This is a genomic window from Nocardia kruczakiae NBRC 101016 (assembly GCF_001612965.1).
Taxonomy (GTDB): domain Bacteria; phylum Actinomycetota; class Actinomycetes; order Mycobacteriales; family Mycobacteriaceae; genus Nocardia; species Nocardia kruczakiae.
Map to the genome: position 1 here is coordinate 42,074 of NZ_BDBL01000021.1, position 22,922 is coordinate 64,995.

22 protein-coding genes are annotated in these 22,922 nt (G+C 68.3%); 12 read left to right on the plus strand and 10 right to left on the minus strand.

Translation table 11 applies throughout. The annotated features are described in order from the left end of the window. The first annotated feature begins 40 nt into the window (after positions 1-40). The 6 genes from aceE (at position 41) to NK1_RS16190 (ending at position 8,702) form a co-directional block, all read left to right on the plus strand. Complete coding sequence (aceE, locus tag NK1_RS16165; protein ID WP_063009512.1) at positions 41-2,965, plus strand: pyruvate dehydrogenase (acetyl-transferring), homodimeric type; 2,925 nt, start codon at positions 41-43, stop codon at positions 2,963-2,965. 142 nt (positions 2,966-3,107) lie between these two features. After that, positions 3,108-4,373 (plus strand): PucR family transcriptional regulator, encoded by a 1,266-nt coding sequence (locus NK1_RS16170; RefSeq protein WP_084461048.1) that lies wholly within the window; start codon positions 3,108-3,110, stop codon positions 4,371-4,373. A gap of 128 nt (positions 4,374-4,501) precedes the next feature. Next, positions 4,502-5,416: an ACP S-malonyltransferase gene (locus NK1_RS16175; RefSeq protein ID WP_084461038.1), complete on the plus strand. Its 915-nt coding sequence runs from the start codon at positions 4,502-4,504 to the stop codon at positions 5,414-5,416. Between the two features lie 130 nt (positions 5,417-5,546). After that, complete coding sequence (acpM, locus tag NK1_RS16180; RefSeq protein WP_030518485.1) at positions 5,547-5,846, plus strand: meromycolate extension acyl carrier protein AcpM; 300 nt, start codon at positions 5,547-5,549, stop codon at positions 5,844-5,846. A gap of 10 nt (positions 5,847-5,856) precedes the next feature. Then, the gene (locus NK1_RS16185) at positions 5,857-7,107 is read left to right on the plus strand and encodes a KasA/KasB family beta-ketoacyl-ACP synthase (protein ID WP_063009516.1); all 1,251 of its coding nucleotides are present in this window, start codon (positions 5,857-5,859) and stop codon (positions 7,105-7,107) included. A 149-nt stretch (positions 7,108-7,256) separates the two neighbouring features. Further along, positions 7,257-8,702 carry an acyl-CoA carboxylase subunit beta gene (locus NK1_RS16190; protein ID WP_063009518.1) on the plus strand — a complete coding sequence of 482 codons (1,446 nt, stop codon included), beginning with the start codon at positions 7,257-7,259 and terminating at the stop codon, positions 8,700-8,702. Positions 8,703-8,780: 78 nt separating this feature from the next. On the opposite strand, the gene NK1_RS16195 is transcribed toward NK1_RS16190, so the two are convergent. The 3 genes from NK1_RS16195 to NK1_RS16205 all read right to left on the minus strand — a co-directional run bounded on the left by NK1_RS16195 (position 8,781) and on the right by NK1_RS16205 (position 10,660). Then, positions 8,781-9,308 carry a DUF3145 domain-containing protein gene (locus NK1_RS16195; protein ID WP_063009520.1) on the minus strand — a complete coding sequence of 176 codons (528 nt, stop codon included), beginning with the start codon at positions 9,306-9,308 and terminating at the stop codon, positions 8,781-8,783. 96 nt (positions 9,309-9,404) lie between these two features. Beyond that, positions 9,405-10,238, minus strand: a complete 834-nt coding sequence (locus tag NK1_RS16200) for a serine hydrolase domain-containing protein (RefSeq protein WP_063009522.1) — start codon at positions 10,236-10,238, stop codon at positions 9,405-9,407. Positions 10,239-10,288: 50 nt separating this feature from the next. Next, on the minus strand, positions 10,289-10,660 hold the full coding sequence (locus NK1_RS16205; RefSeq protein ID WP_063009524.1) for a MerR family transcriptional regulator: 372 nt from the start codon (positions 10,658-10,660) through the stop codon (positions 10,289-10,291). A gap of 54 nt (positions 10,661-10,714) precedes the next feature. On the opposite strand from NK1_RS16205, the gene NK1_RS16210 reads away from it, so the two are divergent. From NK1_RS16210 to trpB, 3 genes are all read left to right on the plus strand, one after another. After that, on the plus strand, positions 10,715-11,488 hold the full coding sequence (locus tag NK1_RS16210; RefSeq protein ID WP_063009526.1) for an alpha/beta fold hydrolase: 774 nt from the start codon (positions 10,715-10,717) through the stop codon (positions 11,486-11,488). Positions 11,489-11,553: 65 nt separating this feature from the next. Further along, the gene (locus NK1_RS16215; RefSeq protein ID WP_063009528.1) at positions 11,554-12,744 is read left to right on the plus strand and encodes a serine hydrolase domain-containing protein; all 1,191 of its coding nucleotides are present in this window, start codon (positions 11,554-11,556) and stop codon (positions 12,742-12,744) included. Positions 12,745-12,887: 143 nt separating this feature from the next. Beyond that, complete coding sequence (trpB, locus tag NK1_RS16220) at positions 12,888-14,123, plus strand: tryptophan synthase subunit beta (protein ID WP_157104301.1); 1,236 nt, start codon at positions 12,888-12,890, stop codon at positions 14,121-14,123. A gap of 17 nt (positions 14,124-14,140) precedes the next feature. Here the strand turns inward: trpB and NK1_RS16225 are convergent, their stop codons facing one another. Next, a complete protein-coding gene (locus NK1_RS16225; protein ID WP_084461040.1) occupies positions 14,141-15,205 on the minus strand; it encodes a phosphotransferase family protein in 1,065 nt (354 codons plus the stop codon). Between the two features lie 146 nt (positions 15,206-15,351). On the opposite strand from NK1_RS16225, the gene pabB reads away from it, so the two are divergent. After that, the gene (gene pabB, locus NK1_RS33780; RefSeq protein ID WP_063009554.1) at positions 15,352-17,601 is read left to right on the plus strand and encodes an aminodeoxychorismate synthase component I; all 2,250 of its coding nucleotides are present in this window, start codon (positions 15,352-15,354) and stop codon (positions 17,599-17,601) included. Here the strand turns inward: pabB and NK1_RS16235 are convergent. Further along, a complete protein-coding gene (locus NK1_RS16235) occupies positions 17,581-18,054 on the minus strand; it encodes a hypothetical protein (protein ID WP_063009555.1) in 474 nt (157 codons plus the stop codon). The two genes, pabB and NK1_RS16235, sit on opposite strands and share 21 nt — an antisense overlap. Before the next feature lie 89 nt (positions 18,055-18,143). On the opposite strand from NK1_RS16235, the gene NK1_RS16240 reads away from it, so the two are divergent. Further along, entirely contained in the window at positions 18,144-19,781 is a 1,638-nt protein-coding gene (locus NK1_RS16240; protein WP_245660571.1) for an HNH endonuclease, read from the plus strand. Positions 19,782-19,788: 7 nt separating this feature from the next. Here NK1_RS16240 and NK1_RS16245 read toward each other — a convergent pair whose 3' ends face one another. From NK1_RS16245 to NK1_RS35020, 5 genes are all read right to left on the minus strand, one after another. Further along, a complete protein-coding gene (locus tag NK1_RS16245; RefSeq protein ID WP_063009530.1) occupies positions 19,789-20,160 on the minus strand; it encodes an ACT domain-containing protein in 372 nt (123 codons plus the stop codon). 20 nt (positions 20,161-20,180) lie between these two features. Beyond that, on the minus strand, positions 20,181-21,053 hold the full coding sequence (locus NK1_RS16250) for a class I SAM-dependent methyltransferase (RefSeq protein WP_063009533.1): 873 nt from the start codon (positions 21,051-21,053) through the stop codon (positions 20,181-20,183). Next, on the minus strand, positions 21,050-21,391 hold the full coding sequence (locus NK1_RS16255; protein ID WP_063009535.1) for a VOC family protein: 342 nt from the start codon (positions 21,389-21,391) through the stop codon (positions 21,050-21,052). Before NK1_RS16255 ends, NK1_RS16250 begins: the two co-directional genes overlap by 4 nt. A gap of 1 nt (position 21,392) precedes the next feature. Continuing rightward, entirely contained in the window at positions 21,393-21,560 is a 168-nt protein-coding gene (locus tag NK1_RS16260; RefSeq protein ID WP_036499828.1) for a ribbon-helix-helix domain-containing protein, read from the minus strand. Positions 21,561-21,641: 81 nt separating this feature from the next. After that, positions 21,642-21,803 (minus strand): hypothetical protein, encoded by a 162-nt coding sequence (locus NK1_RS35020; RefSeq protein WP_167331959.1) that lies wholly within the window; start codon positions 21,801-21,803, stop codon positions 21,642-21,644. Between the two features lie 347 nt (positions 21,804-22,150). Here NK1_RS35020 and NK1_RS16270 point away from each other — a divergent pair. Further along, a partial coding sequence (locus NK1_RS16270) for an IclR family transcriptional regulator (protein ID WP_063906021.1) occupies positions 22,151-22,922 on the plus strand: 772 nt, incomplete at its 3' end.

Here is a 22,922-nt window from a genome sequence, read left to right on the forward strand (position 1 = left end):
GCCATCAGCTTGTCCACCCCCTGTACGAGGAGCATTGATTTTGACCGACCTGATGCACCCGATTTCGTCAAGTTCTGCATCCGACCCCGAGCCGACGAGCAGCAACGGTTCCGCCGATCACCAGTCGGCGCCCGCCCGCCCGGCCGGTGCGCGGGTGCGTGTGATCCGCGAGGGGGTGGCGTCATATCTACCGGACATCGACCCGGAGGAGACGAGCGAGTGGCTCGATTCCTTCGACGAGATGCTCGAGCGCGAAGGCCCCGGCCGCGCTCGCTATCTGATGCTGCGCCTGCTCGAGCGCGCCGGTGAACGTCACGTCACCATTCCTTCGTTGACCTCTACCGATTACGTCAACACCATCCCCACCGAGAACGAGCCCTGGTTCCCCGGCGACGAAGAGGTCGAGCGCCGCTACCGCGCCTGGATCCGCTGGAACGCCGCGGTCATGGTGCATCGCGCGCAGCGGCCGGGAATCGGTGTGGGCGGCCATATTTCGACCTACGCGTCGTCCGCGGCGCTGTACGAGGTCGGCTTCAACCACTTCTTCCGCGGTAAGGACCATCCCGGCGGCGGCGATCAGATCTTCATCCAGGGCCACGCCTCCCCCGGTATCTACGCCCGCGCCTTCCTCGAGGGCCGCCTGACCGAGGATCAACTCGACGGGTTCCGCCAGGAATACAGCCACGGCGGCCCGGGCCACGGGTTGTCGTCGTATCCGCATCCGCGGCTGATGCCCGATTTCTGGGAGTTCCCCACGGTCTCCATGGGCTTGGGTCCGATGAACGCCATCTACCAGGCCCGCTTCAACCACTATCTGCACGATCGCGGGATCAAGGACACCTCCGATCAGCACGTGTGGGCCTTCCTCGGCGACGGCGAGATGGACGAGGCGGAATCGCGCGGTCTGGCCCATGTGGCGGCGCTGGAGGGTCTGGACAATCTGACCTTCGTCATCAACTGCAACCTGCAGCGGCTCGACGGCCCGGTCCGCGGTAACGGCAAGATCATCCAGGAGCTGGAGTCCTTCTTCCGCGGCGCGGGCTGGAACGTCATCAAGGTGATCTGGGGCCGGGAGTGGGATGCGCTGCTGGGCGCCGACCGCGACGGGGCGCTGGTCAACCTGATGAACTCGACCCCGGACGGCGACTACCAGACCTACAAGGCCAACGACGGCGCCTACGTGCGCGAGCACTTCTTCGGCCGCGATCCGCGCACCAAGGATCTGGTGAAGGACCTGACCGATCAGCAGGTCTGGAACCTCAAGCGCGGTGGCCACGACTACCGCAAGATCTACGCGGCCTACGCGGCGGCGCTGGCGCATCAGGGCAAGCCGACGGTGATCCTGGCCAAGACCATCAAGGGTTACGGCCTGGGTAAGCACTTCGAGGCGCGCAACGCGACGCACCAGATGAAGAAGATGACGCTCGACGATCTGAAGGCGTTCCGCGACGTGCAGCGCATTCCGATCACCGACGCCCAGCTCGAGGCCGATCCGTATCTGCCCCCGTACTACCACCCGGGCATGGATTCGCACGAGATCGGCTACATGCTGGACCGGCGTCGCGCCCTGGGCGGCTACCTGCCCGAACGGCGTTCGGTCGCAAAGCCTTTGCAGCTGCCCGGCGACGCGCCCTACGCCTCGGTGCGCAAGGGGTCGGGCAAGCAGAACGTGGCGACCACCATGGCGTTCGTGCGGTTGATGAAGGAACTGTTGCGCGACAAGGAGATCGGCAAGCGCATCGTGCCGATCATCCCGGACGAGGCCCGCACCTTCGGTATGGACTCGTGGTTCCCCTCGCTGAAGATCTACAACCGCAACGGGCAGCTGTACACCTCCGTCGACGCGGAATTGATGCTGGCCTACAAAGAAAGCCAAGTCGGCCAGATCCTGCACGAGGGCATCAACGAGGCCGGGTCGACCGCGTCGTTCACCGCGGCCGGCACGTCCTACGCCACCCACGGCGAGCCGATGATTCCACTCTACATCTTCTATTCGATGTTCGGGTTCCAGCGCACCGGCGACGGCCTGTGGGCGGCCGCGGACCAGCTGGCCCGCGGCTTCGTCCTCGGCGCGACCGCCGGGCGTACCACGCTGACCGGTGAGGGTTTGCAGCACAACGACGGTCATTCGCTGCTGCTGGCCTCGACCAACCCGGCGGTGGTCTCCTACGATCCGGCGTTCGCCTTCGAGATCGCCCACATCGTGCGCGACGGCCTGCGCCGGATGTACGGGGGCGGGCGACCGCAGCTCGGACCGGGTGGAACGCTGGCCTCGGAGGTGCCCGGTACCCATCCGGTCATGAAGGACGACGTCTTCGGCGGCGAGAACGTCTTCTACTACATCACCCTCTACAACGAGCCGTATCAGCAGCCGGCCGAACCGGACGACCTCGATGTCGAGGGCCTGTTGAAGGGTATCTACCTGTACCGCCGGGGCAACGAGGGTGACGTACGCGCCCAGATCCTGGTCGCGGGTGTGACGCTGCCCGACGGCCTGCGCGCGCAGGAGTTGCTGGCGCAGGACTGGGGTGTGCAGGCGGACGTGTGGTCGGTGACCTCGTGGAGCGAGCTGCGCCGGGAGGCGCTGGCCAAGGAGATCCACACACTGCGCCATCCGGACGCCGGAACCGATGCGCCGTACGTGACGCGGGTGCTGTCGCAGGCGCAGGGGCCGTTCGTGGCGGCATCCGACTGGATGCGCGCGGTGCCGGACCAGATCCGCAAGTGGGTCCCCGGCGACTACACCACGCTGGGTACCGACGGATTCGGATTCTCCGACACCCGGCAGGCGGCGCGGCGGGTATTCAACGTCGACGCCGAATCCATCGCCCTGGCGGCGCTGGAGGCCCTGGGACGCACCGGCGGTATCGATCCGTCGGTGGTCGCGCAGGCCGCGGCCCGCTACCGCATCGACGACGTCGATGCCGCACCGAAATCGATGAGCAGCGAAGAACAGCTCGCGTGACCGGTCCGGTAGGGGCGCGAATCGCGCCCCTACCGGGGGGTTGCGGAGACCGACCAGCGCGATGACGGAATATTGAACAGTGGAACGTAAACCGCCGCGGCCTCGCCGGGTTTCCGAGGGGTCGTCCGAGCACGAGGTCTATCTGCCGACCGGGGCCCTGTCACCCAATCGGCAAACCCGCGATCCGCTGCCGGACACCCTGCTGAAACGGGTGAAGCAGTTCTCCGGGCGGTTGTCCACCGAGGCGATCGCCTCGATGGAGGACCGGCTACCGTTCTTCGGCGACCTGGACGCCGCCCAGCGCGCGGGCGTGCAGATGCTGGTGCAGACCGCGGTGGTCAATTTCCTGGAGTGGTTGCAGGATCCGGAAAGCGATATCCGCTTCAGCCTCGACGCCTTCCAGGTGATCCCGCAGGATTTGGCCCGGCGGCTGACCCTGCGCCAGACCGTCGACATGGTCCGCGTGGCGATGGAGTTCTTCGAGCAGTGGCTGCCGGCGCTGGCCCGCAACGACCGCCAGCTGGTGGCGCTCACCGAGGCGGTGCTGCGCTACGGCCGCGAACTCGGTTTCGCCGCGGCCTCGGTCTACGCCTCGGCGGCCGAATCCCGCGGCGCCTGGGACACCCGCCTGGAGGCGCTGGTCGTCGACGCCGTGGTACGCGGCGACACCGGCGCCGAAATGCTCTCGCGCGCGGCCACATTGAACTGGGACGCCACCGCCGCGGCGACGGTGCTGGTCGGTACGCCACCGAAAGATCAAGTGGCCGTGGTGAGTTCGGTACACGTCATCGCCGCCCGGCACGGCCGCGCGGCACTGGCCGTCGTGCAGGGTTCGCGGTTGGTGATGGTGGTCAGCGGCAATCTCGGTGACACCGGCTACCCCTCGCCGTTCCTGATGGATCTGCTCGCCGAGGCGTTTTCCGACGGTCCCGTCGTGATCGGCCCGACCATGCGCACGCTGTCCGCGGCCCACGTCAGCGCGGTGGAGGCGATGGCCGGAATGGAGGCCGTGGTGGGCTGGCGGGCGGCGCCGCGACCGGTGCACGCCTCCGAACTTCTGCCCGAGCGAGCACTGCTCGGCGATCGGGCTGCGGTCGACGCTCTGAACGAGTATCTTGTGCTACCGTTGGCCGCCGCCGGGTCGGCCTTGTCGGACACTCTCGACGCCTACCTCGATTGCGGTGGAGCGGTCGAGACATGCGCCCGGCAGCTGTTCGTTCATCCAAATACGGTCCGCTATCGACTCAAGCGCATCGCCGAGGTCACGGGCCGGGATCCGATGAATCCTCGTGACGCCTATGTGCTCCGAATCGCGGCAACAGTAGGTCGTTTGACACGAACCCGTAACGAATCGTCAACACCTGCCCCAGAAGACTCGCAGGCAACTTTCTACGAAGATCGCCTGTAACGGACATCGGGGCGCGGTCGATCGCCACAACCCACGTGCCGTTTTGTGGGGTCCACACAAAAGCGTCGCTCAAACATCATCGGCGCCGACATCTCCACGGAGCCTCCTCACAGTGTTTTGTTAGAGGCGTGATCGCGTTGTTCGCCCCTGGACAGGGCTCCCAGACACCCGGCATGCTCGCGCCATGGCTCGATCTTCCCGGCGCGCGTGACCGCCTCGAACTGTGGTCCAAGGCCTCCGGCCTGGATCTGCTCCGCCTCGGCACCACGGCCACCGCGGAGGAGATCACCGATACCGCGGTGACCCAGCCGCTGGTCGTCGCCGCCGCGCTGCTGGCTTTCGCCGAGATTCCGCACGAAGCGGTTCCGGCGGATACCATCGTCGCCGGACATTCGGTCGGCGAGCTCGCCGCCGCAGCCGTCGCCGGAGTCGTCTCCCCCGATGACGCGGTGAAACTGGCCGCGATCCGCGGTGCGGAGATGGCGAAGGCGTGTGCGCTGGTTCCGACCGGCATGTCCGCCGTGCTCGGTGGCGACGAAGCCGCCGTGCTCGACCGGCTCGCCGAGCTCGACCTGGTCCCGGCCAACCGCAACGCGGTCGGCCAGATCGTGGCGGCAGGCCGGCTGGATGCGCTGGCGGAACTGGCCGCGAACCCGCCGGAGAAGGCGCGGATTCGCGCGCTGCCCGTCGCCGGGGCATTCCACACCGCGTTCATGGCACCCGCCCAGGACGCCGTGGCCGAAGCCATCTCCCAGATGGTCCCCGGTGAGCCGACCCGTACCCTGCTGTCGAACTACGACGGCAAGCCGGTCGAGTCGGGCACAGACGCCATCGAGAAGCTGGCGGCACAGGTGACCCGGCCCGTCCGGTGGGATCTGTGCACCGAAACCGTTCGCGCGGCAGGGGTTTCCGCGGTGGCCGAGTTGCCACCGGCCGGAACCCTGGTCGGCATCGCCAAGCGGGAGCTCAAGGGCACCCCGAATCTGGCGCTGAAGACCCCCGAGAACATCCCCGCGTTTGTCGAGCTCTCGGCAACCGGCTAGCTTTCCTCGCGGCTCGCAGTGACGCGACCGTGAGCGAGCAGGACGAAACATTCGTCCACCTCGTACCGAAGAAATAATCGGACCTCCGATTCACGTCGGACCAACGAAAGAACAAGAAGGGAGCCACCAAGTGGCCGCTCTGACCCAGGAACAGATCGTCGAAGAGCTCGGCAAGATCATCGAAGAGGTGACCGGCATCGAGCCCTCCGAGGTGACGATCGAGAAGTCTTTCGTCGATGACCTGGACATCGACTCGCTGTCGATGGTCGAGATCGCCGTGCAGACCGAGGACAAGTACGGCGTGAAGATCCCCGACGAGGATCTCGCCAGCCTCAAGACCGTGGGTGACGCCGTCTCCTACATCCAGAAGCTCGAGGCCGAGAACTCCGACGCGGCCGCCGAGCTCAAGGCCAAGTTCGACGCCCAGTAAGGCCGACACCGTGACCACTCCTTCCACTTTGAACGGGAACTTCCCGAACGTCGTCGTCACCAGCCTGGCGGCGACCACGTCGATCGCGGGTGACGTCGATGCGACGTGGAAGGGACTCCTCAACGGCGAGAGCGGCATCGACGTTCTCGAGGATTCCTTCATCGAGGAATACGACCTGCCGGTTCGCATCGGCGGCCACCTGAAGGTTTCGCCGGACACCCTGCTCAGCCGGGTCGAGATCCGCCGCATGGCCTATGTCGAGCGGCTGGCGATGGTGCTGGGGCGTGAGGTGTGGAAGAACGCCGGCAGCCCCGAGGTCGACCCCGAGCGCCTGGCCGTGGCGATCGGCACCGGTCTCGGCGGCGGCGACGCGCTCATCGACTCGGTGGACAAGCTGAAGAACGGCGGCTACCGCAAGATCTCGCCGCTGGCCGTTCAGATGGTCATGCCGAACGGGCCGTCCGCTGTCGTGGGCCTCGAACTGGGCGCCAAGGCGGGAGTGGTCACCCCGGTCTCGGCATGTTCGTCGGGATCCGAGGGCATCGCCAACGCGTGGCGGATGATCGTCATGGGCGACGCCGACATGGTCGTCACCGGCGGTGTCGAGGGATACATCTCCGACGTGCCGATCGCCGCGTTCTCCATGATGCGCGCGATGAGCACCCGCAACGACGACCCCAAGGGCGCGTCGCGGCCGTTCGACAAGGATCGTGACGGCTTCGTCTTCGGCGAGGCCGGCGCACTGATGGTCGTGGAGACCGAAGAGCACGCGAAGGCGCGCGGGGCCACCATCCACGCCCGCCTGCTGGGTGCCGGCATCACCTCCGACGGCTTCCATCTGGTCGCCCCGGATCCCACGGGTGCCGGTGCGGCGCGCGCCATGGAGCGCGCCATGCAGACCGCCGGACTGACGAAGTCCGACATCACGCACATCAATGCGCACGCGACCGCCACCCCGATCGGGGATACCGCGGAAGCGAACGCGATCTACAAGGCCGTCGGCAAGCACGCCTCGGTCTACGCACCCAAGTCCGCCCTGGGCCACTCGATCGGCGCTGTGGGCGCCCTCGAGTCGGTACTCACAGTGCTCAGCATTCGCGACGGCATCGTTCCGCCCACGCTGAACCTGGAGAACCAGGACCCGGAGATCGACCTGGATGTCGTGCACGGTGAGGCCCGTCGCCAGGACATCGAGTACGCGATCAACAACTCGTTCGGTTTCGGCGGCCACAACGTGGCGCTCGCCTTCGGACGGTACTGATCCGACTCGTCGACAACGTCTGTCGACAACTTCAGCGAACCCGGTGGGGCTTTTCGGCCAAGGCAGATTCCCTCGTCGAAAAGCCCCACCGGGATTTTCATCTTCGCAGCCGCGTCAGCGACTCCACATTCCCTCGAGGAGAGACCGCGATGACCATCATGGCCCCCGCGCAGGCGGACGCCACGACCGATCCCCGGGATCCGCTCGGTCGGTTGCAGCGCTTCTTCGATCCCGGCACCGTCCTCCCGCTCCACCCCCGCGACAAGTCCGGCGTGCTGGCCGCCATCGGTGAGGTCGACGGCGTGCGCACCGTCGCGTACTGCTCCGACGCCACCGTGATGGGTGGCGCCATGGGTGTCGACGGATGCAAGCACATCGTGGACGCGATCGATACCGCCATCGACTCCCGGATTCCCGTCGTCGGCATCTGGCATTCGGGCGGTGCGCGCCTGGCCGAGGGCGTCGAGGCACTGCACGCGGTGGGCACCGTCTTCGAGGCGATGGTTCGCGCGTCGGGCCTGGTCCCCCAGATTTCGATCGTGGTCGGCTTCGCCGCCGGCGGCGCCGCGTACGGTCCCGCGCTGACCGACGTCGTCATCATGGCGCCCGAGGGCCGCGTCTTCGTCACCGGTCCGGATGTCGTCAAGTCGGTCACCGGTGAGAACGTCGACATGGCCACCCTCGGTGGTCCCGAGACCCACGGCAAGAAGTCCGGTGTGTGCCATATCGTCGCCGACGACGAGAACGATGCGATGCACCGCGGTCGCCGCCTGGTCTCGATGTTCGCCGAACAGGGCGAATTCGACCTGTCCGCCGCCGCCCACGGCGATGTGGACCTCAAGGCGATGCTGCCGGAGTCGGCCAAGCGCGCCTACGACGTCAAGCCGGTCGTGCGCGAACTGCTCGACAAGATCCCCTCGCCGGACGGCGATGACGAATCCTCCTTCGAGGAGCTGCAGGGCGGTTACGCCCGCAGCATCGTCACCGGACTCGGCCGCCTCGGTGGTCGCACGGTCGGTGTGCTCGCCAACAACCCGCTGCGCATGGGTGGCTGCCTCACCAGCGAATCCGCCGAGAAGGCAGCGCGTTTCGTGCGCCTGTGCAACTCCTTCGGCATTCCGCTGGTCGTGATCACCGACGTGCCCGGCTACCTGCCCGGTGTCGGCATGGAATGGGAGGGCGTGGTGCGCCGCGGTGCGAAGCTGCTGCACGCCTTCGCCGAGGCCCGCGTCCCGCGCGTCACGCTGGTGACCCGGAAGATCTACGGCGGCGCCTACATCGCGATGAACGCCCGCTCGCTGGGCGCGACGGCGGTGTACGCCTGGCCGGAGTCCGAGGTCGCCGTGATGGGCGCCAAGGCCGCGGTCGGCATTCTGCACAAGAAGGCCATCGCGAAGGCTCCCGAGGAGGAGCGCGAGGCTCTGATCGAGCGCCTCACCGCCGAACACGAGACCATCGCCGGCGGTGTCGGGCGGGCCCTGTCCATCGGCGTCGTGGACGAGGTCATCGACCCCGCCAAGACCCGGTCCACCATTGCCGGCGCGCTGGCCTCGGCGCCGGCCAAGGCCAGCCACAACAAGAACATTCCGCTGTAAAGCTCTCGGCGGCAACACATTACGGGTGGTCTCCCGCGCGGAGGCCACCCGTCGTGTTTCCCGGAACCGATGCGGAACTCAGCCGACGTCGCGGCGGAGCCAGGTGACCTCGGCGCCTTCGCCGCCGGTGCGGAAGGGTTCGAGTTCGTCGTCCCAGGCGGTGCCCAGGGCGCGATCGATATCGGCGGAGATGTCGCCGTGGCGGCCACGGGCCCGGGCCGAGCGCACGATTTCCCGCAGGCGCATCTCGCCGACCATGACGTCGCCGTTGGCGCTCATCGCACCGGTCCACAATCCGAGGCCGGGAACGAAACTGTAGCGTTCGCCGTCGACCCCTTCGGAGGGATCCTCGGTGACCTCGAAGCGCAGCACCGGCCAATCCCGCAACGCCTTGGCAATTCGCCCCGCGGTGCCGACCGGGCCTACCCAGTCGGTGGTTGCGCGCAGTTGTCCCGCAGCGGCCGGCTGGGCGGTCCAGCGCAGCGACGCAGGCGATTTCAGAGTGGAGGAAAGCGTCCATTCGATGTGCGGGCACAGCGCGGCCGGTGACGCGTGGATGTACACCACACCACACGTCACATCCGCGTACTGATCAGATGCGCGCACCTGTACACCTCCAGCCTCGACGTCGGACGTCTTCCCCAACATCCCGTCGAGCGCAGGCGTTGCCCGAGTTTACTGGAGTGCCCGATGTTACGGCTGTTACTTTTCGGCCGTGTCGCGAATCCGCTGGGTATCGGCGATGACGGCATCGCTGAGCGTCGGCCACACCGCTCGGGCCCAATCGCCGAAATTCTCGTCGCTCAACGCCACACACGCCACCTCGATCTCCGGATCCACCCACAGGAAGGTGCCGGACTGCCCGAAATGCCCGTAGCTTCGCGGCGAGTTGGCTCCCCCCGTCCAATGCGGAGTCTTGTGGTCGCGGATCTCGAATCCCAGACCCCAATCATTGGGGCGCTGCGATCCGTATCCGGGAAGCACTCCGCCGACGCCCGGGAATTGCACGGAGGTCGCCGCGGTGAGCATGTCACCGGATATCAAGATCGGGTTCAGCAATTCTCCGGCGAAACGCAGCAGATCGTTCACCGTGGAGCGGGCGGCGTGCCCGGCGGATCCGGCCAGCACCGAGGATTTCATTCCGAGTGGCTCGAATACCGCTTGCCGCAGATATTCGGGGAATTCGATTCCGGTTTCGCGCGTGAGGAACTCGGCGAGTACTTCGAATCCGGCGCTGGAATAGATGCGGCGCTGCCCGGGCTCGGCCATGATCACGGTGGTGTCGAAGGCCAGTCCGGCCGTATGCGCCAGCAGGTGCCGCACGGTGGAGCCGGGCGGGCCGGCGGGCTGGTCCAGTTCGATCGCACCTTCTTCGACCGCCACCAGAACCGCATAGGCGGCAAGGGGTTTCGTGACCGACGCGAGGGCGAACACCCGATCGAGGTCCCCCTCGGTGCCGACCACGCCATGGGTATCGACGACGCCCGCGGCGGCGTGCCGGACGGGCCAGTCGCGAATCTGTTCCAGTGCTCGCACGGCACCGAGCCTACGAGAAGGGCCCGAACCCACCGCCGCGGGGAGGCCGGTTACGCCGGGCCGTCGCTGCGATAGGGCGCGGCCACCAGTTGCTCGTCCTGACGAGCCAGCAGCGTGCGGCGCCGGGACAGCTCGGCGATCTGCGCGTCGAGATGAGACAGGCCCTCCCGCACGATCTTTCGGGTGTGATCGCAGTGCTGCAAGCCCGTGGCGGTCGCACACGGCAGCAGTTCGCGGATGGCGCTGGTCGGCAATCCGGCGGCGAGTAATTCGCGAATGCGGCGCACCCGCTGCGGTGCGTCGTCGGTGTAGACGCGGTAGCCGTTGCCGTCGCGGCGGGCGCTCAGCAGTCCCTGTTCCTCGTAGTAGCGCAGCAGGCGCGTGCTGACGCCGGTGGTGTTCGCCAGCTCGCCGATCAGCACCGCACCCTCCCGGGCTTGACCTTCACACTCATGTCAATCCCTAACGTCGCCGCCATGACGAACATTTCACTGTCCACATCGGTTACCGGCAGCGGTCCCGCGGTCGTGCTCGCACATGGTGCGGGCGGCGGGATCGAGGCCAACTTCGGTTCTCTGATCCCGTTGCTCGCCGAGCGGCACACCGTGATCGGCTCCGACTACCCGGCCGACGACACCGTGCTGACTCTCGACGGGTTGGCCGACGCACTGGTCGAGGAGGCCGTGGCGGCGGGCGCCGATAGGTTTCCGATCATCGGGTTCTCGCTCGGCACGGCGGTGGCGGTGCGCGCCGCCGTGCGTCATCCCGATCGGATCACCGGGTTGGTGCTCGCGGCCGGGCTGGCGCGAGCCGACCATCGGGCCCGGCTCGTGCTGGATCTGTGGCGCGGCGCGCTCGCCGCCCGAGACCACGAGGCGTTCGCGCGCGTGGTGCTGCTGTCCGGATACAGTGCCGCGTTCACCAATTCGCTGCCGGACGAGGTGTTTTCGCAATATCTGACGCAGATTGCGGCCCAGGTTCCGGGCGGGGCGGCGGCGCAGGCGGATCTGGTGGCCCGGGTGGACACCCGCGCCGATCTGCCGCGGGTCGCGGTGCCGACCCGGGTCATCGCGGCCACGGCGGACCTGCTGGTCGATCCCGCGAATTCGCGCGAGCTGGCGGCGGCGATTCCGGGCGCCGATTACGTCGAGGTGGCGGCGGGACATGTGCTGATGCACGAGGCGCCGCAGGCGTGGCATCGCGCCGTGCTCGACTACTTCGCGGACAGCTCCCGGATCCACGCCGCCTGATCGGTTTCCGATCCGGGTGGACACCGTACAACGCCGCAGCGGTGACCGTTACCATCGGTTGCACTATGGGCGAGGTTGCTGAGGTACATGGTGAGGTGGCGAGCGGTTTCGAGCCGGTCGCGGATGCGTTTCGACGCAACTTCGCCCGATTCGGCGAGATCGGCGCGGCCGTGGCCGTCTACGACGGGGACCGGCCGGTGGTGGATCTGTGGGCGGGGTTCCGCGATCGCCGCGGACAGCTGCCGTGGGAGCGCGACACCATGGTTCCGGTGTTCTCCTCGACGAAGGGGATGACGGCATTCGCCGTGGCGAGTGCCGTCTCGCGTGGGGTGCTCGACTACCAGGCGCCGGTCGCGCAGTACTGGCCGGAATTCGCCGCGCACGGCAAGGAATCGATCACCGTGCGGCAGCTGCTCGACCACCGGGCGGGTCTGCCGGTGCTGGATCGGGTGGTGCGGCTGGCGGATATGGCCGACCGGGATCGGCTCGCGGAAATCCTGGCCGACCAGAAGCCACTGTGGAGCCCGGGCACCCGGCAGGGCTATCACCCGATCACCGCCGGGCTGTATCAGGGCGAACTGCTCCGCCGCGTCGATCCGCGGCACCGCACCCTGGGCCGCATCTTCGCCGAGGACTTCGCCGGGCCGCTCGAGCTGGACTTCTTCATCGGGCTGCCGGAGGAACAATCCCTCGATCGCATCGCCACGCTCGTGTCCACCTCCGGGCTGGACCTGCTGCGGTACGAGCGAGACGTGCCGCTGCGCATCGCTATTCAGATGTTCCTGCGGCGCGGACTGACCTATCGCGCCTTGAGCAGCCCCCGCACCGGCGCGCCCGAACGTGCCACCCGCCGCGAATTCCTCGGCGTCGAGAGCCCGGCCGCGGGCGGCGTGGGCACGGCGCGGTCGCTGGCGCGGGTCTACGGCGCGGCGGCGGGACGCACCGGTGAATTGCCCATCGCACCGGGCATTCTCGACCGGCTGGCCACCGCCGACACCGTCGACGACGTGCCCGCCGACGATCTGGTGCTGCTCACCCGCAGCCGCTACCACCTGGGGTTCCGCAAATCCTGTGGCAGCTTCCGTTTCGGCAGCGACAAGCGCGCCTACGGCACCACCGGTTACGGGGGCTCGTTCGGATTCGCCGATCCGGCAACGGGTTTGGGGTTCGGCTATGTGATGAACCGTCTCGGCACCGCCGTCCTCGACGATGCGCGCGCCCGTGCCGTCCGGGAGGCATTACTCCGCTGCGGCTGATCTCGCCACCCGCTCGGACTTACCACCACTGACGATGACCTCTTCCGTGCTGTTAACTCACTCGTTGCCGGCAGGTGACCGGGTGTGCGAGCGGATCGCACACACTGTCCGAGCCGGACGGCGAGAAGAAAGCGCGGATGCGAATGGTGATCGGACCCAGGCCAACCCACGCCACCACTCGGGACGGCAGCCGAGACCCCGGTAGATTCGGCGCCTTCGGCGGGCGTTACGTTCCCGAAGGACTGATGGCGGCGCTCACCGACGTGGAGAATGCCCATCGAGCGGCCTGGGCCGATCCTGAATATCACCGCGAACTCGACCGGTTGCTGCGCGAGCGCGTCGGCCGGCCGACGTTGCTGCATGCGGCGCCGCGGCTCGCGCAGGCGCTGGGAGTGCCCGGGGTGCGCGTGTTCCTGAAGCGTGAGGATATGACGCACACCGGCGCCCACAAGATCAACAATGCGCTCGGGCAGGCGCTGCTGGCCGTGCGGATGGGCAAGACCCGCATCATCGCCGAAACCGGGGCAGGGCAGCACGGCGTCGCGGTGGCGACCGTCTGCGCCATGCTCGGACTGTCGTGTGTGATCTACATGGGCGCCGACGATATGGCCCGGCAGCAGAGCAACGTCGTGCGGATGCGCCTGCTCGGTGCGGAGGTGCGCCCCGTTCGTTCCGGTGATCGCCGCCTGAAGGCCGCGGTGACCGAGGCGGTGCGAGATTGGGTGGCGCACACCGAAACCACGCATTTCCTGTTCGGCACCGCCACCGGGCCCGCACCCTATCCGCGCATGGTGCGCGACCATCAGAGCCGGATCGGCATCGAATCCCGGGCCCAGCTGCTGGCGGCGACGGGGCGGCTGCCCGACCACGTCATCGCCTGCGTGGGCGGCGGCAGTAACGCGATCGGCATGTTCCACGCGTTCACCGGTGATGCGCAGGTGCGGCTGATCGGCGTGGAAGCCGGGGGCCGCGGGTTACATACCGGCGAGCACGCGGCCACCCTCAGCGCGGGCACACCGGGCGAGATGGACGGCTCGTTCAGCTACGTCCTGCAGGACCACGAGGGTCAGATCGCGCGCACCCACAGCATCGCGGCCGGGCTGGACTATCCGGGGGTGGGCCCGGAACTGAGCCATCTCAAGGACATCGGCCGCATCGATCACGCCGTCGCGACCGATGCGGTGGCGCTGCGCGGACTGGATACGCTGTGCCGGACCGAAGGCATCATCACCGCGCTCGAATCCGCGCATGCCGTGGGATATCTGCTGGAGTCGGCCGAACAGGGCGGGATCGCCGAGAACGCGCTGATCCTGCTGTGCCTGTCCGGCCGTGGCGACAAGGATCTCGCCATCGTCGCCGACCTGCTCGACGCCGGCTGACACCGTGCCACATCGGCTCATTCGCAGAGCCGGGCGGCCTTCTCGAACAGTTCCAGCGTGATGGCGTGCAGGAAATCGCCGGTCTGCTTCGGCGCCTTGCCGGCGAAGGCCCGGGCGTGCGTGCCCTCGAGCACGATGCCGAGTTTGAAGCAGGCCAGCACCGTGTACCAGGTGGCGTGGCCGAGGTCGCGGTCGGAGAAGTTCGCGTAGTGGGCGATCATCTCCTCGGCGGTGGGCAGGCCGCCCGCGGCGCCGAGCTTGCCGACCAGGGCCGCGCCGGTGGTTCCGGGTTCGGGCCGGGTGGCGATCTGCCAGCCCAGATCCAGCAGCGGATCACCGATCGTCGACATCTCCCAGTCGACCATGGCGGCGACCTCGGGCCCGTCGTAGGAGAACATCATGTTGGCGAGGTGGCAGTCGCCGTGCAGGATGCCCGGCCGCCACTGCGCCGGCCGGTTGCGGTCGAGCCAGTCCCCGACCCGGTCCACACCCGGAATCTGCGGGCCGGGGTAGCCGTCGTTGCTGTTGTAGGACTCGAGTTCGCCGAGCCAGCGCGGCACCTGACGCTCCAGGAAACCGTCCGGCTTGCCGTAATCGGACAGGCCCAGCGCCTCGTAGTCGAGCGATCCGAGCCGGGCGATGGCCTCGACCGCCGACAGTCCCATCCGCCGCCGTACCTCTGGATCGCCGGCGTGCAGGGCGGGCAGTTCGTTCTGCGGGTTGAAGCCGGTGATCGGCTCCATCAGGTAGAAGACCGCGCCGATCACCGATTCGTCGGCGCCCGCGGCGATCACCCGCGGGGCGCGCACGCCGGTGCCCGCCAGCGCGCCGAGCAGGCGGGATTCGCGGCGGATGACGTCGTTGCTCTTGGGACGCAGATGTTTCGGCCCGCGGCGCAGTACGAAATCGCGACCACCCCGGCGGAACCGCAGCATGATGTTCTGGGTGCCGCCGCCGAGTGAGGTCACATCCTCGAAGTCACCGCCGGGCAGGCCTTGTTCATCCATCCATTCGCCGACGGCCGCGAAATCGACGACCTCGCGCTCGACCTCGGCCGGTTGCACCACAGACATGCCCCACATTGTGCACCACCACGACCGGCCAACTGAAGGCATATGCCCTCACTGCCTGGTCCGAGATGCCCGATACGGTGATGCACATGAGCACGTCCTGGTCTCGGCATTCGAGCGAGACCGCTTTCGACCACGGGGCGCGGGCCCGGACCCCCGTGCGCACGCTGCTGGTCGACAACTACGACTCGTTCACCTACAACCTCTTCCAATTGATCGGCACGGTGAACGGGGCCGAACCGACCGTACTGCGCAACGACGAGATCGACACCCTGGCCGGGTTCGACCTCGACCGGTTCGACAACATCGTCGTCTCCCCCGGGCCCGGACGTCCCGACGTACCAAGAGATTTCGGGATCTCGCAGGAGCTGATCGAGCGGGCGGAACTCCCGCTGCTGGGCGTCTGCCTCGGCCATCAGGGCATCGTGCTGGCGGCCGGTGGGCAGGTGATTCCGGCGCCCGCACCCCGGCACGGCTACCCGGACCGCATCAGCCACGACGGTCGTGACCTGTTCGCCGGGGTTCCCGCCGACTTCCTGGCCGTGCGCTATCACTCGCTGTGCGCCGCCCAGCCGCTGCCGGACGCGCTGGCGATCACCGCGACCGCGCCCGACGGGGTCGTGATGGGCGTTCGGCATCGCCACCGCCCGCAGTGGGGTGTGCAGTTTCATCCGGAATCGGTGTCCAGCGAATTCGGCGCCGCATTGCTGGGGAATTTCGCGCGGCTGACGCGCGAGTGGCGGGGGCGTCGGGCTTCCGCTACGAGGTCCGGGCCGGTGAACACCGGCTCCGGGCCCGATCCCGAAGGCAGTGCGTCCAGCGCTGCACGCGACTCGGAAAGCCGGGCCCACGTCCCCACGACTGCATCGCCGCCTGATGGGTCCGAACCGGAGCCCGGTGCGGCCGGGCGTGCGGGGAAGGCCGCAGCCGCAGGTTCCGCCAACCGGTCCCTCACCATTCTGCACGAGGTGATCGACCGCGCCGTGGACACGGAATCCGTTGTGCTGCACATTTATTCGGACTCCCCCACGGCGTTCTGGCTCGACAGTGCGCATGTGGAGCCGGGCCTGGATCGGTTCAGTTTCGCCGGTGACGCGTCCGGGCCGCTGGCGGAGGTGGTGCGGTATCGCGTCGGCGCGGGATGTGTGACCGAGGATCGAACCGGGACCCGCACCGATCCGCGGCCGGTGCTCGACTATCTGTCGGCGCGGCTGAGTGAGCTGAATATCCGGTTCCCCGATGTGCCCTTCGATTTCGTGGGCGGCTACGTCGGTTATCTGGGCTACGAGATGAAGGCCGACTGCGGTGCGCGGGCCGGGCATCGCTCGCCCTATCCGGATGCGCAGTGGATCTTCGCCGACCGGCTGGTCGTGGTCGATCACGTCGCGGGCCGCACCCATCTGCTCGCCGTCACCGACGCGGAGTCGGCCGAGGCGAATCACCGCTGGCTGGCCGATACCCGCGCGATCGTCGCGGCCCTGCCGGATCGGCGAAATCCGGAACCGCTCACCCTGCCGGCCGACGAACAGGCCGTCGTCTCGCGCCTGAGCCGTGGCCGGGACCGCTATCTGGCCGATATCGCGGCGATCGATGCCGAACTACGCGCCGGGGAAACCTACGAGGTGAACCTCACCGACAGCGCCGGGATCGATTCCGATGCGCCGGGCCTCGACGTCTACCGGGTGCTGCGGCGCAGTAATCCCGCCCCGTACGCGGCGTATCTGAGATTCGGCGAACTCCATATCGCCTGTTCCTCACCGGAGCGCTTCCTCAAGGTCGACCGCACCCGCACGGTGGAGACCAAACCGATCAAGGGCACCGCCCCGCGCGGCGCCACCCCGGAAGCAGATGAAAACCTGTGCCGCGCACTGGAATTGGATCCCAAGACACGTGCCGAAAATCTGATGATCGTCGATCTGCTGCGCAACGATCTGGGCCGGGTGTGCGAGCTGGGCAGTGTGCACGTCCCCGAGTTGATGGTCGCGGAGACCTACACGACCATGCATCAGCTGGTGAGCACCGTGCGCGGCCGGCTGCGTCCCGAGGTGGACGTGATCGATTGCCTGCGAGCCTGTTTCCCGGGCGGCTCGATGACCGGGGCCCCGAAGCTGCGGACCATGGAGATCATCGACGGGCTGGAAACCGAGGCGCGCGGCATCTACTCGGGCACGATCGGATTTCTCGGTCTGGGCGGCACGGCGGATCTCAATATCGTCATCCGCACCGCGGTCCGTGACGAGCGCGGCTGGCGGGTCGGCGCGGGCGGCGCGGTGGTGCTGGACTCCGATGCCGACGCGGAATTCCACGAGATGGTGCTCAAGGCCGCCGCCGCGGCTCGGGCGGTGATCGCCACGGCGGATATGCCGAGGCCGGCGGGCGGGGCGGGTTTATTTTCCGCGTCGACGTGACTTCGGCGCCGGTTGCGGCGGTTCCGCCTCGCGGCCGGTGAGGCGGCCCAGCATCGAGATGCCCGGAAGTTTCGACAGCCGGCTGAGCACGTCCTCACCCAGCGCGATCACGGCCTCGAGCCGCGGCAGCAGCCGGTCGTAGGCGGCGAAGGCCGGATCGGCCAGAGCCAAGGTCCGGTCGAGGCGGTCGATGGTGGAATTGAGCCGGTCGATGGCGGTCGCCAGATTCTCGATCAGATCCGGAAGTTGCGCGGCCAGCTGGACGGACGCGGGCGGGAGCCGCACCGCCGTGCCGAAGGCGGTACCGGCGGTGACCTGCGCGGCATCGATGGCCTGGCCCGCGGCGGTCTGTGCGGCCTGCGCGGCGGCCTGGGCGGCGGCGAGAATTTCCGTCGCACCCGGCACCCGCCCGCCGCCGGGCTTGCGCCCGGAGTCACCCTTCGGGTTCGTCATGGTTCCACTGTGCCGCACTCGGACGGTCACGAAAAGCTCCGCGCCGACCGTGTGATTCGTGTCGGGACGGCCTGGCATAGTTCGTGGCGATGACAACCATGCGCCCCACCGTCGACGGCGACGCCACGCCGGTACCGACTTCGCTTCTGTCGGTACTGGTTTCGTGGCGTTCGACGGCGCTGCTGGATGCGCATGCGGTCCTGCTGAACGCCGGCGGAAGGGTCCGCTCCGCTCGCGACGTGGTGTATTTCAACGCGCCGCGCCATCCCTCCCAGGCGGTGACCGTCGATCAGGATCCGCAGCCCGGCACCGCACGGCTGTCGGTCTCGCTGCCCCGCACCGAGGCGGAGATCGTCCGCATCCTGATCACCGGGTCCGCTCCCGACAAGCCCCTGACCGCGCTGCCGGGCCTCGCGGTGTCGGTCGAGGACGCGGAGGGCCTGGTGGCGCGGGCCGACGTCGCCGCGGAACCGGATGCGCGGGCCGCGGTGTTCGGAGAGTTCCGCCGCGCCGAGGACCGCTGGTGGTTCGTGCGCGGCGGACCACAACACGCCGACGCCGCGGAGTTGTTCACGACCTTCGGCGCACCCGTCGCGGATTCGGCGCAGCACCGCTCGCAGCGAGTGTCGTTGCACCGCACCAGATTCGCCGCGCCGATGCCTCCGCCTCAGGACGACCGCCCGGATTGGCATCCCGATCCCGCGGATGCGGCGTCACTGCGCTGGTGGGACGGTTCCCGGTGGACCGAACAGACGGTGGCACGCCCGCCCGCCGACCCGCGCGGATGTCCCCGCTGCGGCCGGCGGCGAGGCTGGCGACTGCTCGGCGCCGCGCCCTGCCGCGCGTGTGCGGCCGAGGTCGAGGACTATTTGTCCGATTGGCGCATCCGAGCGCTTCGCGTCCTGACCACCACCGGTCCGAGCGGCCCCGACTGGGACGAGCTGTGGACCCGGATCCGCCATCGGCGCATCGACCCCGATACCGCCCGCGCGGCCCTGCGCGGGCCCGCTGTCGCGCATCTCGAGCGCACGGCGGCCTTCGCCCTGGCCGACGGCACGATCACCGGCGCCGAACTGGAACGATTCGACGCGACGGTCGCCGCGCTCGGGGTGCGCGACGGGTCGGTGGACGAGTTGCGCCGCAGTCTGCGCCGGCTGCGGATCCTGTCCCGGCTGCGGGCGGGCGAGCTTCCGGTGATCGCGGTGCCCGATCTGCATCTGGACCCGCAGGAGCGCGTTCACCTCGACACCGCCGCCACCCGCCTCCGGCGGACGGGGCGCGGCACGCACGCGTCCCCGGGCCGGTTGATCTGCTCGAACCGGAAGCTGCGCTTCATCGGTCCGGACGCCGGTATCGAAATGCCGTGGACCCGAGCGGTTTCCGTATCGGCCACCGAGACCGGGGTGGCGGTCGCGGCCACCTCGGCGCGCGGCGGCGCCGAATTCGATGTCGCCGAGCCGGAATTGGTGGCCGCGATCGTGGAAGGCGCACTGCGCGTGGCGAAACGGCTCACCGTCGCACCGGGCAGACGGGACAGCCGGTCCATCGCGCCCGATATCAAGGCCGAGGTGTGGCATCGCGACGGCGGCCGGTGTGTGGAATGCGGCGCCACCCACTACCTCGAATTCGACCACATCATCCCGCTGAGCCGGGGCGGAGCGACCAGTGCGGCGAATCTGCAGATCCTGTGCCGCGGCTGCAACCGCGACAAGGGCGACCACATCTGAACCGTCCTCAGCTCGCGTCCCCGGCGATCTCGAATCCGGCCTCGGTGAGCGCATCGGTCGCGGCGGCGCTGCGCGATTCGGGGACCAGCACCAGGTCCGCGTGGTAGGTCGAGGCGACGAACACCGGAATTCCGTGCTGCGCCAACGGTTCCAGGATCGCGGTCAGCGCGCCGGAGGTGTCCAGCTCGCGCGGCGTGGCGGCGTACAGGCCGAGCCAGCAGGACTCCCGCTCCCACGGCGGAGCCTCGCGGACGACCGTCAGCCCCTCCGGTGCTCGCACCAGCGCCACCCATTCGTCGTCCTCGGGGAAGGTCGCGGCCGGGATGTGGTCGACGCTGAATCGGGACGGCACGATGTGCAAGCGCTGGGATTTCGCCATCGGCTCATCGTAGGCGGGGCTCAGGTCGTCGCCACCAGCAACTCCTCGCCGTTCGACGTGCGCAGCCCGTCCGGGCGCCCGGCGAAGTACCGGTTGTCGAGTTCGTCCGCCGACATGTGGTGCGCCTGCGCGAAACCGGCCTCCCGGGCCATGGCGACGATCTGCGCCGGGGCGTAGAAACTGCGGAACGGCGTGCCGGAGGCGGCCGCGCCCGATTCCGCGAACTCCCGGCTCGTTCGGTCCTGTTCGTCGAGCAGTTCCAGTGGCGGCATGAAAGACAGGACGACCGTGGAACCGGGCGCCGAGGCCGCCAGCAGCGACAGCGTTTCGCGGTTGGCCTCGTCGGTGAGATACATGCTCACCCCCAGCGAGGCGACGATCGCGGGCCGGGCCGGATCGAAGCCGGCCGCGGTCAGCCGCTCCCACCACGAATCCTTCTCGAAATCGACCGGGACCGAACGCAACCAGTCCGGGAGCCCATAGCCGGTCTCGACCAGGCGCCGGCGCTTCCACTCCTGCGTCTGCGGTTGATCGACCTCGAAAATCCGGAAGCGAGAAGCGATCTCGGGTCTGCGCTGCGCGAACGTCTCCAGTCCCGCGCCCAGCAGCACGTACTGGTCGACGACCCCGGCCTGTTCGGTGAGCAGATCCTCCACGAATCGTGAGCGCACCACGATGCTCGCCCGGAAGCGGCTGGTGCCCACCGGATCCATATCGCCGCGCTCCCGCCAGCCCGCCGGCGGCTCGGCCAAGCGCAGGCCGATCTCGTCGTCGAGCACATGTGGCGGCGGATCGAGCTGGACGTGCAGCGCGCGCCACAGCGCAACCCGCACGGCGGTCTGGTCGGGTACCGCTGTGCGCTCGGGCACCGCACCGGTCCGGGTATCGCTCATCGGTCACCGCCGGGAGCCTGCAGCGTCCACACCCGCCCGTCCGGGTCGCGCACGGTCATCTCACGAGTTCCGTAATGGGTGTCGGCGAACGGCGACACCACCTCGACCGGCGCCGGAAAGTCCTGCTCCGCTTGCACTTTCAGCACGACCTGCATTCCGGGTTCACGATCCGCCGGCACCTCGGCGATGAACAGGTACGGACCGTCCCCGTTGCGGAGCTGTCCGGAATTGTGGTCGGTGGCGAATTCCAGTTCGAAGCCCAACTGCTGGAAGAATTTCGCCGATTTCCCCCAGTTGTGGGTCTCCAGAAAAATCGCCTCGACACCTCTGGTGGCCATATCACTTCTCCTTCTCACGCGTCGGCGGTTCGGCGCCGAGGTACGCCCGCAGCGCCTCGGCCACCAGCGCCGACAGCGACATCTCCGATTCGACCGCCCGGTATTTGACCTGCTTGATCAGCTCGACCGGGAGATACACGTTGAACTGCTTGACTTCCTCGGCACCCACCAGAGGACACTAACATGCTAGCAATCTAGATTGCTAGCATCGAGGACCATACGAATTCCACGAAGTGACAGACCGGACCGATTACTCGGACGACTCCTCATCCGACCGCGGCGTCCCGGACAGCCGGATCACACCAGCGTCCAGGTCGAGATCCAGCCGCGGCCGATGCTGCTGCCCGTCGCTGTCACCGCTGCTCTCGTCGGTCAGCTTCTTGCCGGGGAACATCTCACCGAACACGCCCATAACCCCACGATAGCCTCCTGCCCGCCCGCAGGCGGGGACGGAAACGGCCTCGGCGGCCCTTTCGTTGGCGGCGACCCGGCTGATCGCCCGGGTCGCCCTCTCGCCGGCGAAAAGCCCCACGCTGTCAGGTTCGGGAGACCGGTTCGGGCGCCGTTCCGGTCAGCGGGATACCGGACGAACGGGATAGACCACCATCGCGCGGTGTGTCTGGCGTCACTACACTCGGGCTTCAATTCCGGTTCTCGCCCAGATTCGACGGGCAGGATGGAAGCGACTCACGATCGGAGGCATCGATGCCACTGGCCACTTCGGCACCCGGGCCCCTGCCGCCATCGATGGTGGAGCGGATGACGCTCATTCTCGACATGTTCGAGCACCGGTCGACGCGGCTGAGCCTCGTGGAGATCTGCACACACAGCGGGCTCCCGCGCTCCACCGCGCATCGCATCCTCGACCAGCTGGTGAAACTGCACTGGCTCGAGCACACCCCCTCGGGCTACTGCCTGGGCCGGCGCTCACTCGGGCTCGGCGGGTACGACGGCCGGCACGGCGAGATCCGCGAGGCGGCGGCCGAGCACCTGCACGAGTTGCAGCTGCGGACCGGACTGGTGGTCCACCTGGCGGCACTGGAGGGCGCCGACGAGGTGTTCCTGGACAAACTCGGCGGGCCGTTCGCGCGCACGCTCGAATCGCATGTGGGACGCCGCAGTTTCGCCCACCTCACCACCGGCGGCCGCGCCATGCTGGCCTGGTTGCCACCGGAGGAGGTGGAGGCGCTGCTCGGCAAGCAGCTGTCGAATCCGGTGCAGGGCCGGGGATGGGATGTGCCGAGCCTGCATCGCGAATTGAACCGGATCCGCCGCAATCGCGGACTGTCGTTCGACCGCGGCGAATACGCCAATGCGATGGTGGGCCGGGTACTTCCGAGTGTGGCCGCCGCCGTCCGGGGTCCGCAGGGGCCGCTGGCCGCGATCTGCCTGTGCGGGGAAACGAACTTCGCCACCATGGAGCGACTCGCCCCGCTGGTCGCGGAGGCGGCCGTGCGCACCTCGCGCGCGCTGTCCGCCGAGCCCCGCGGGCGACGGCAGGTACCGGCCGCGCGGCGCGGTCAGGCGGTCC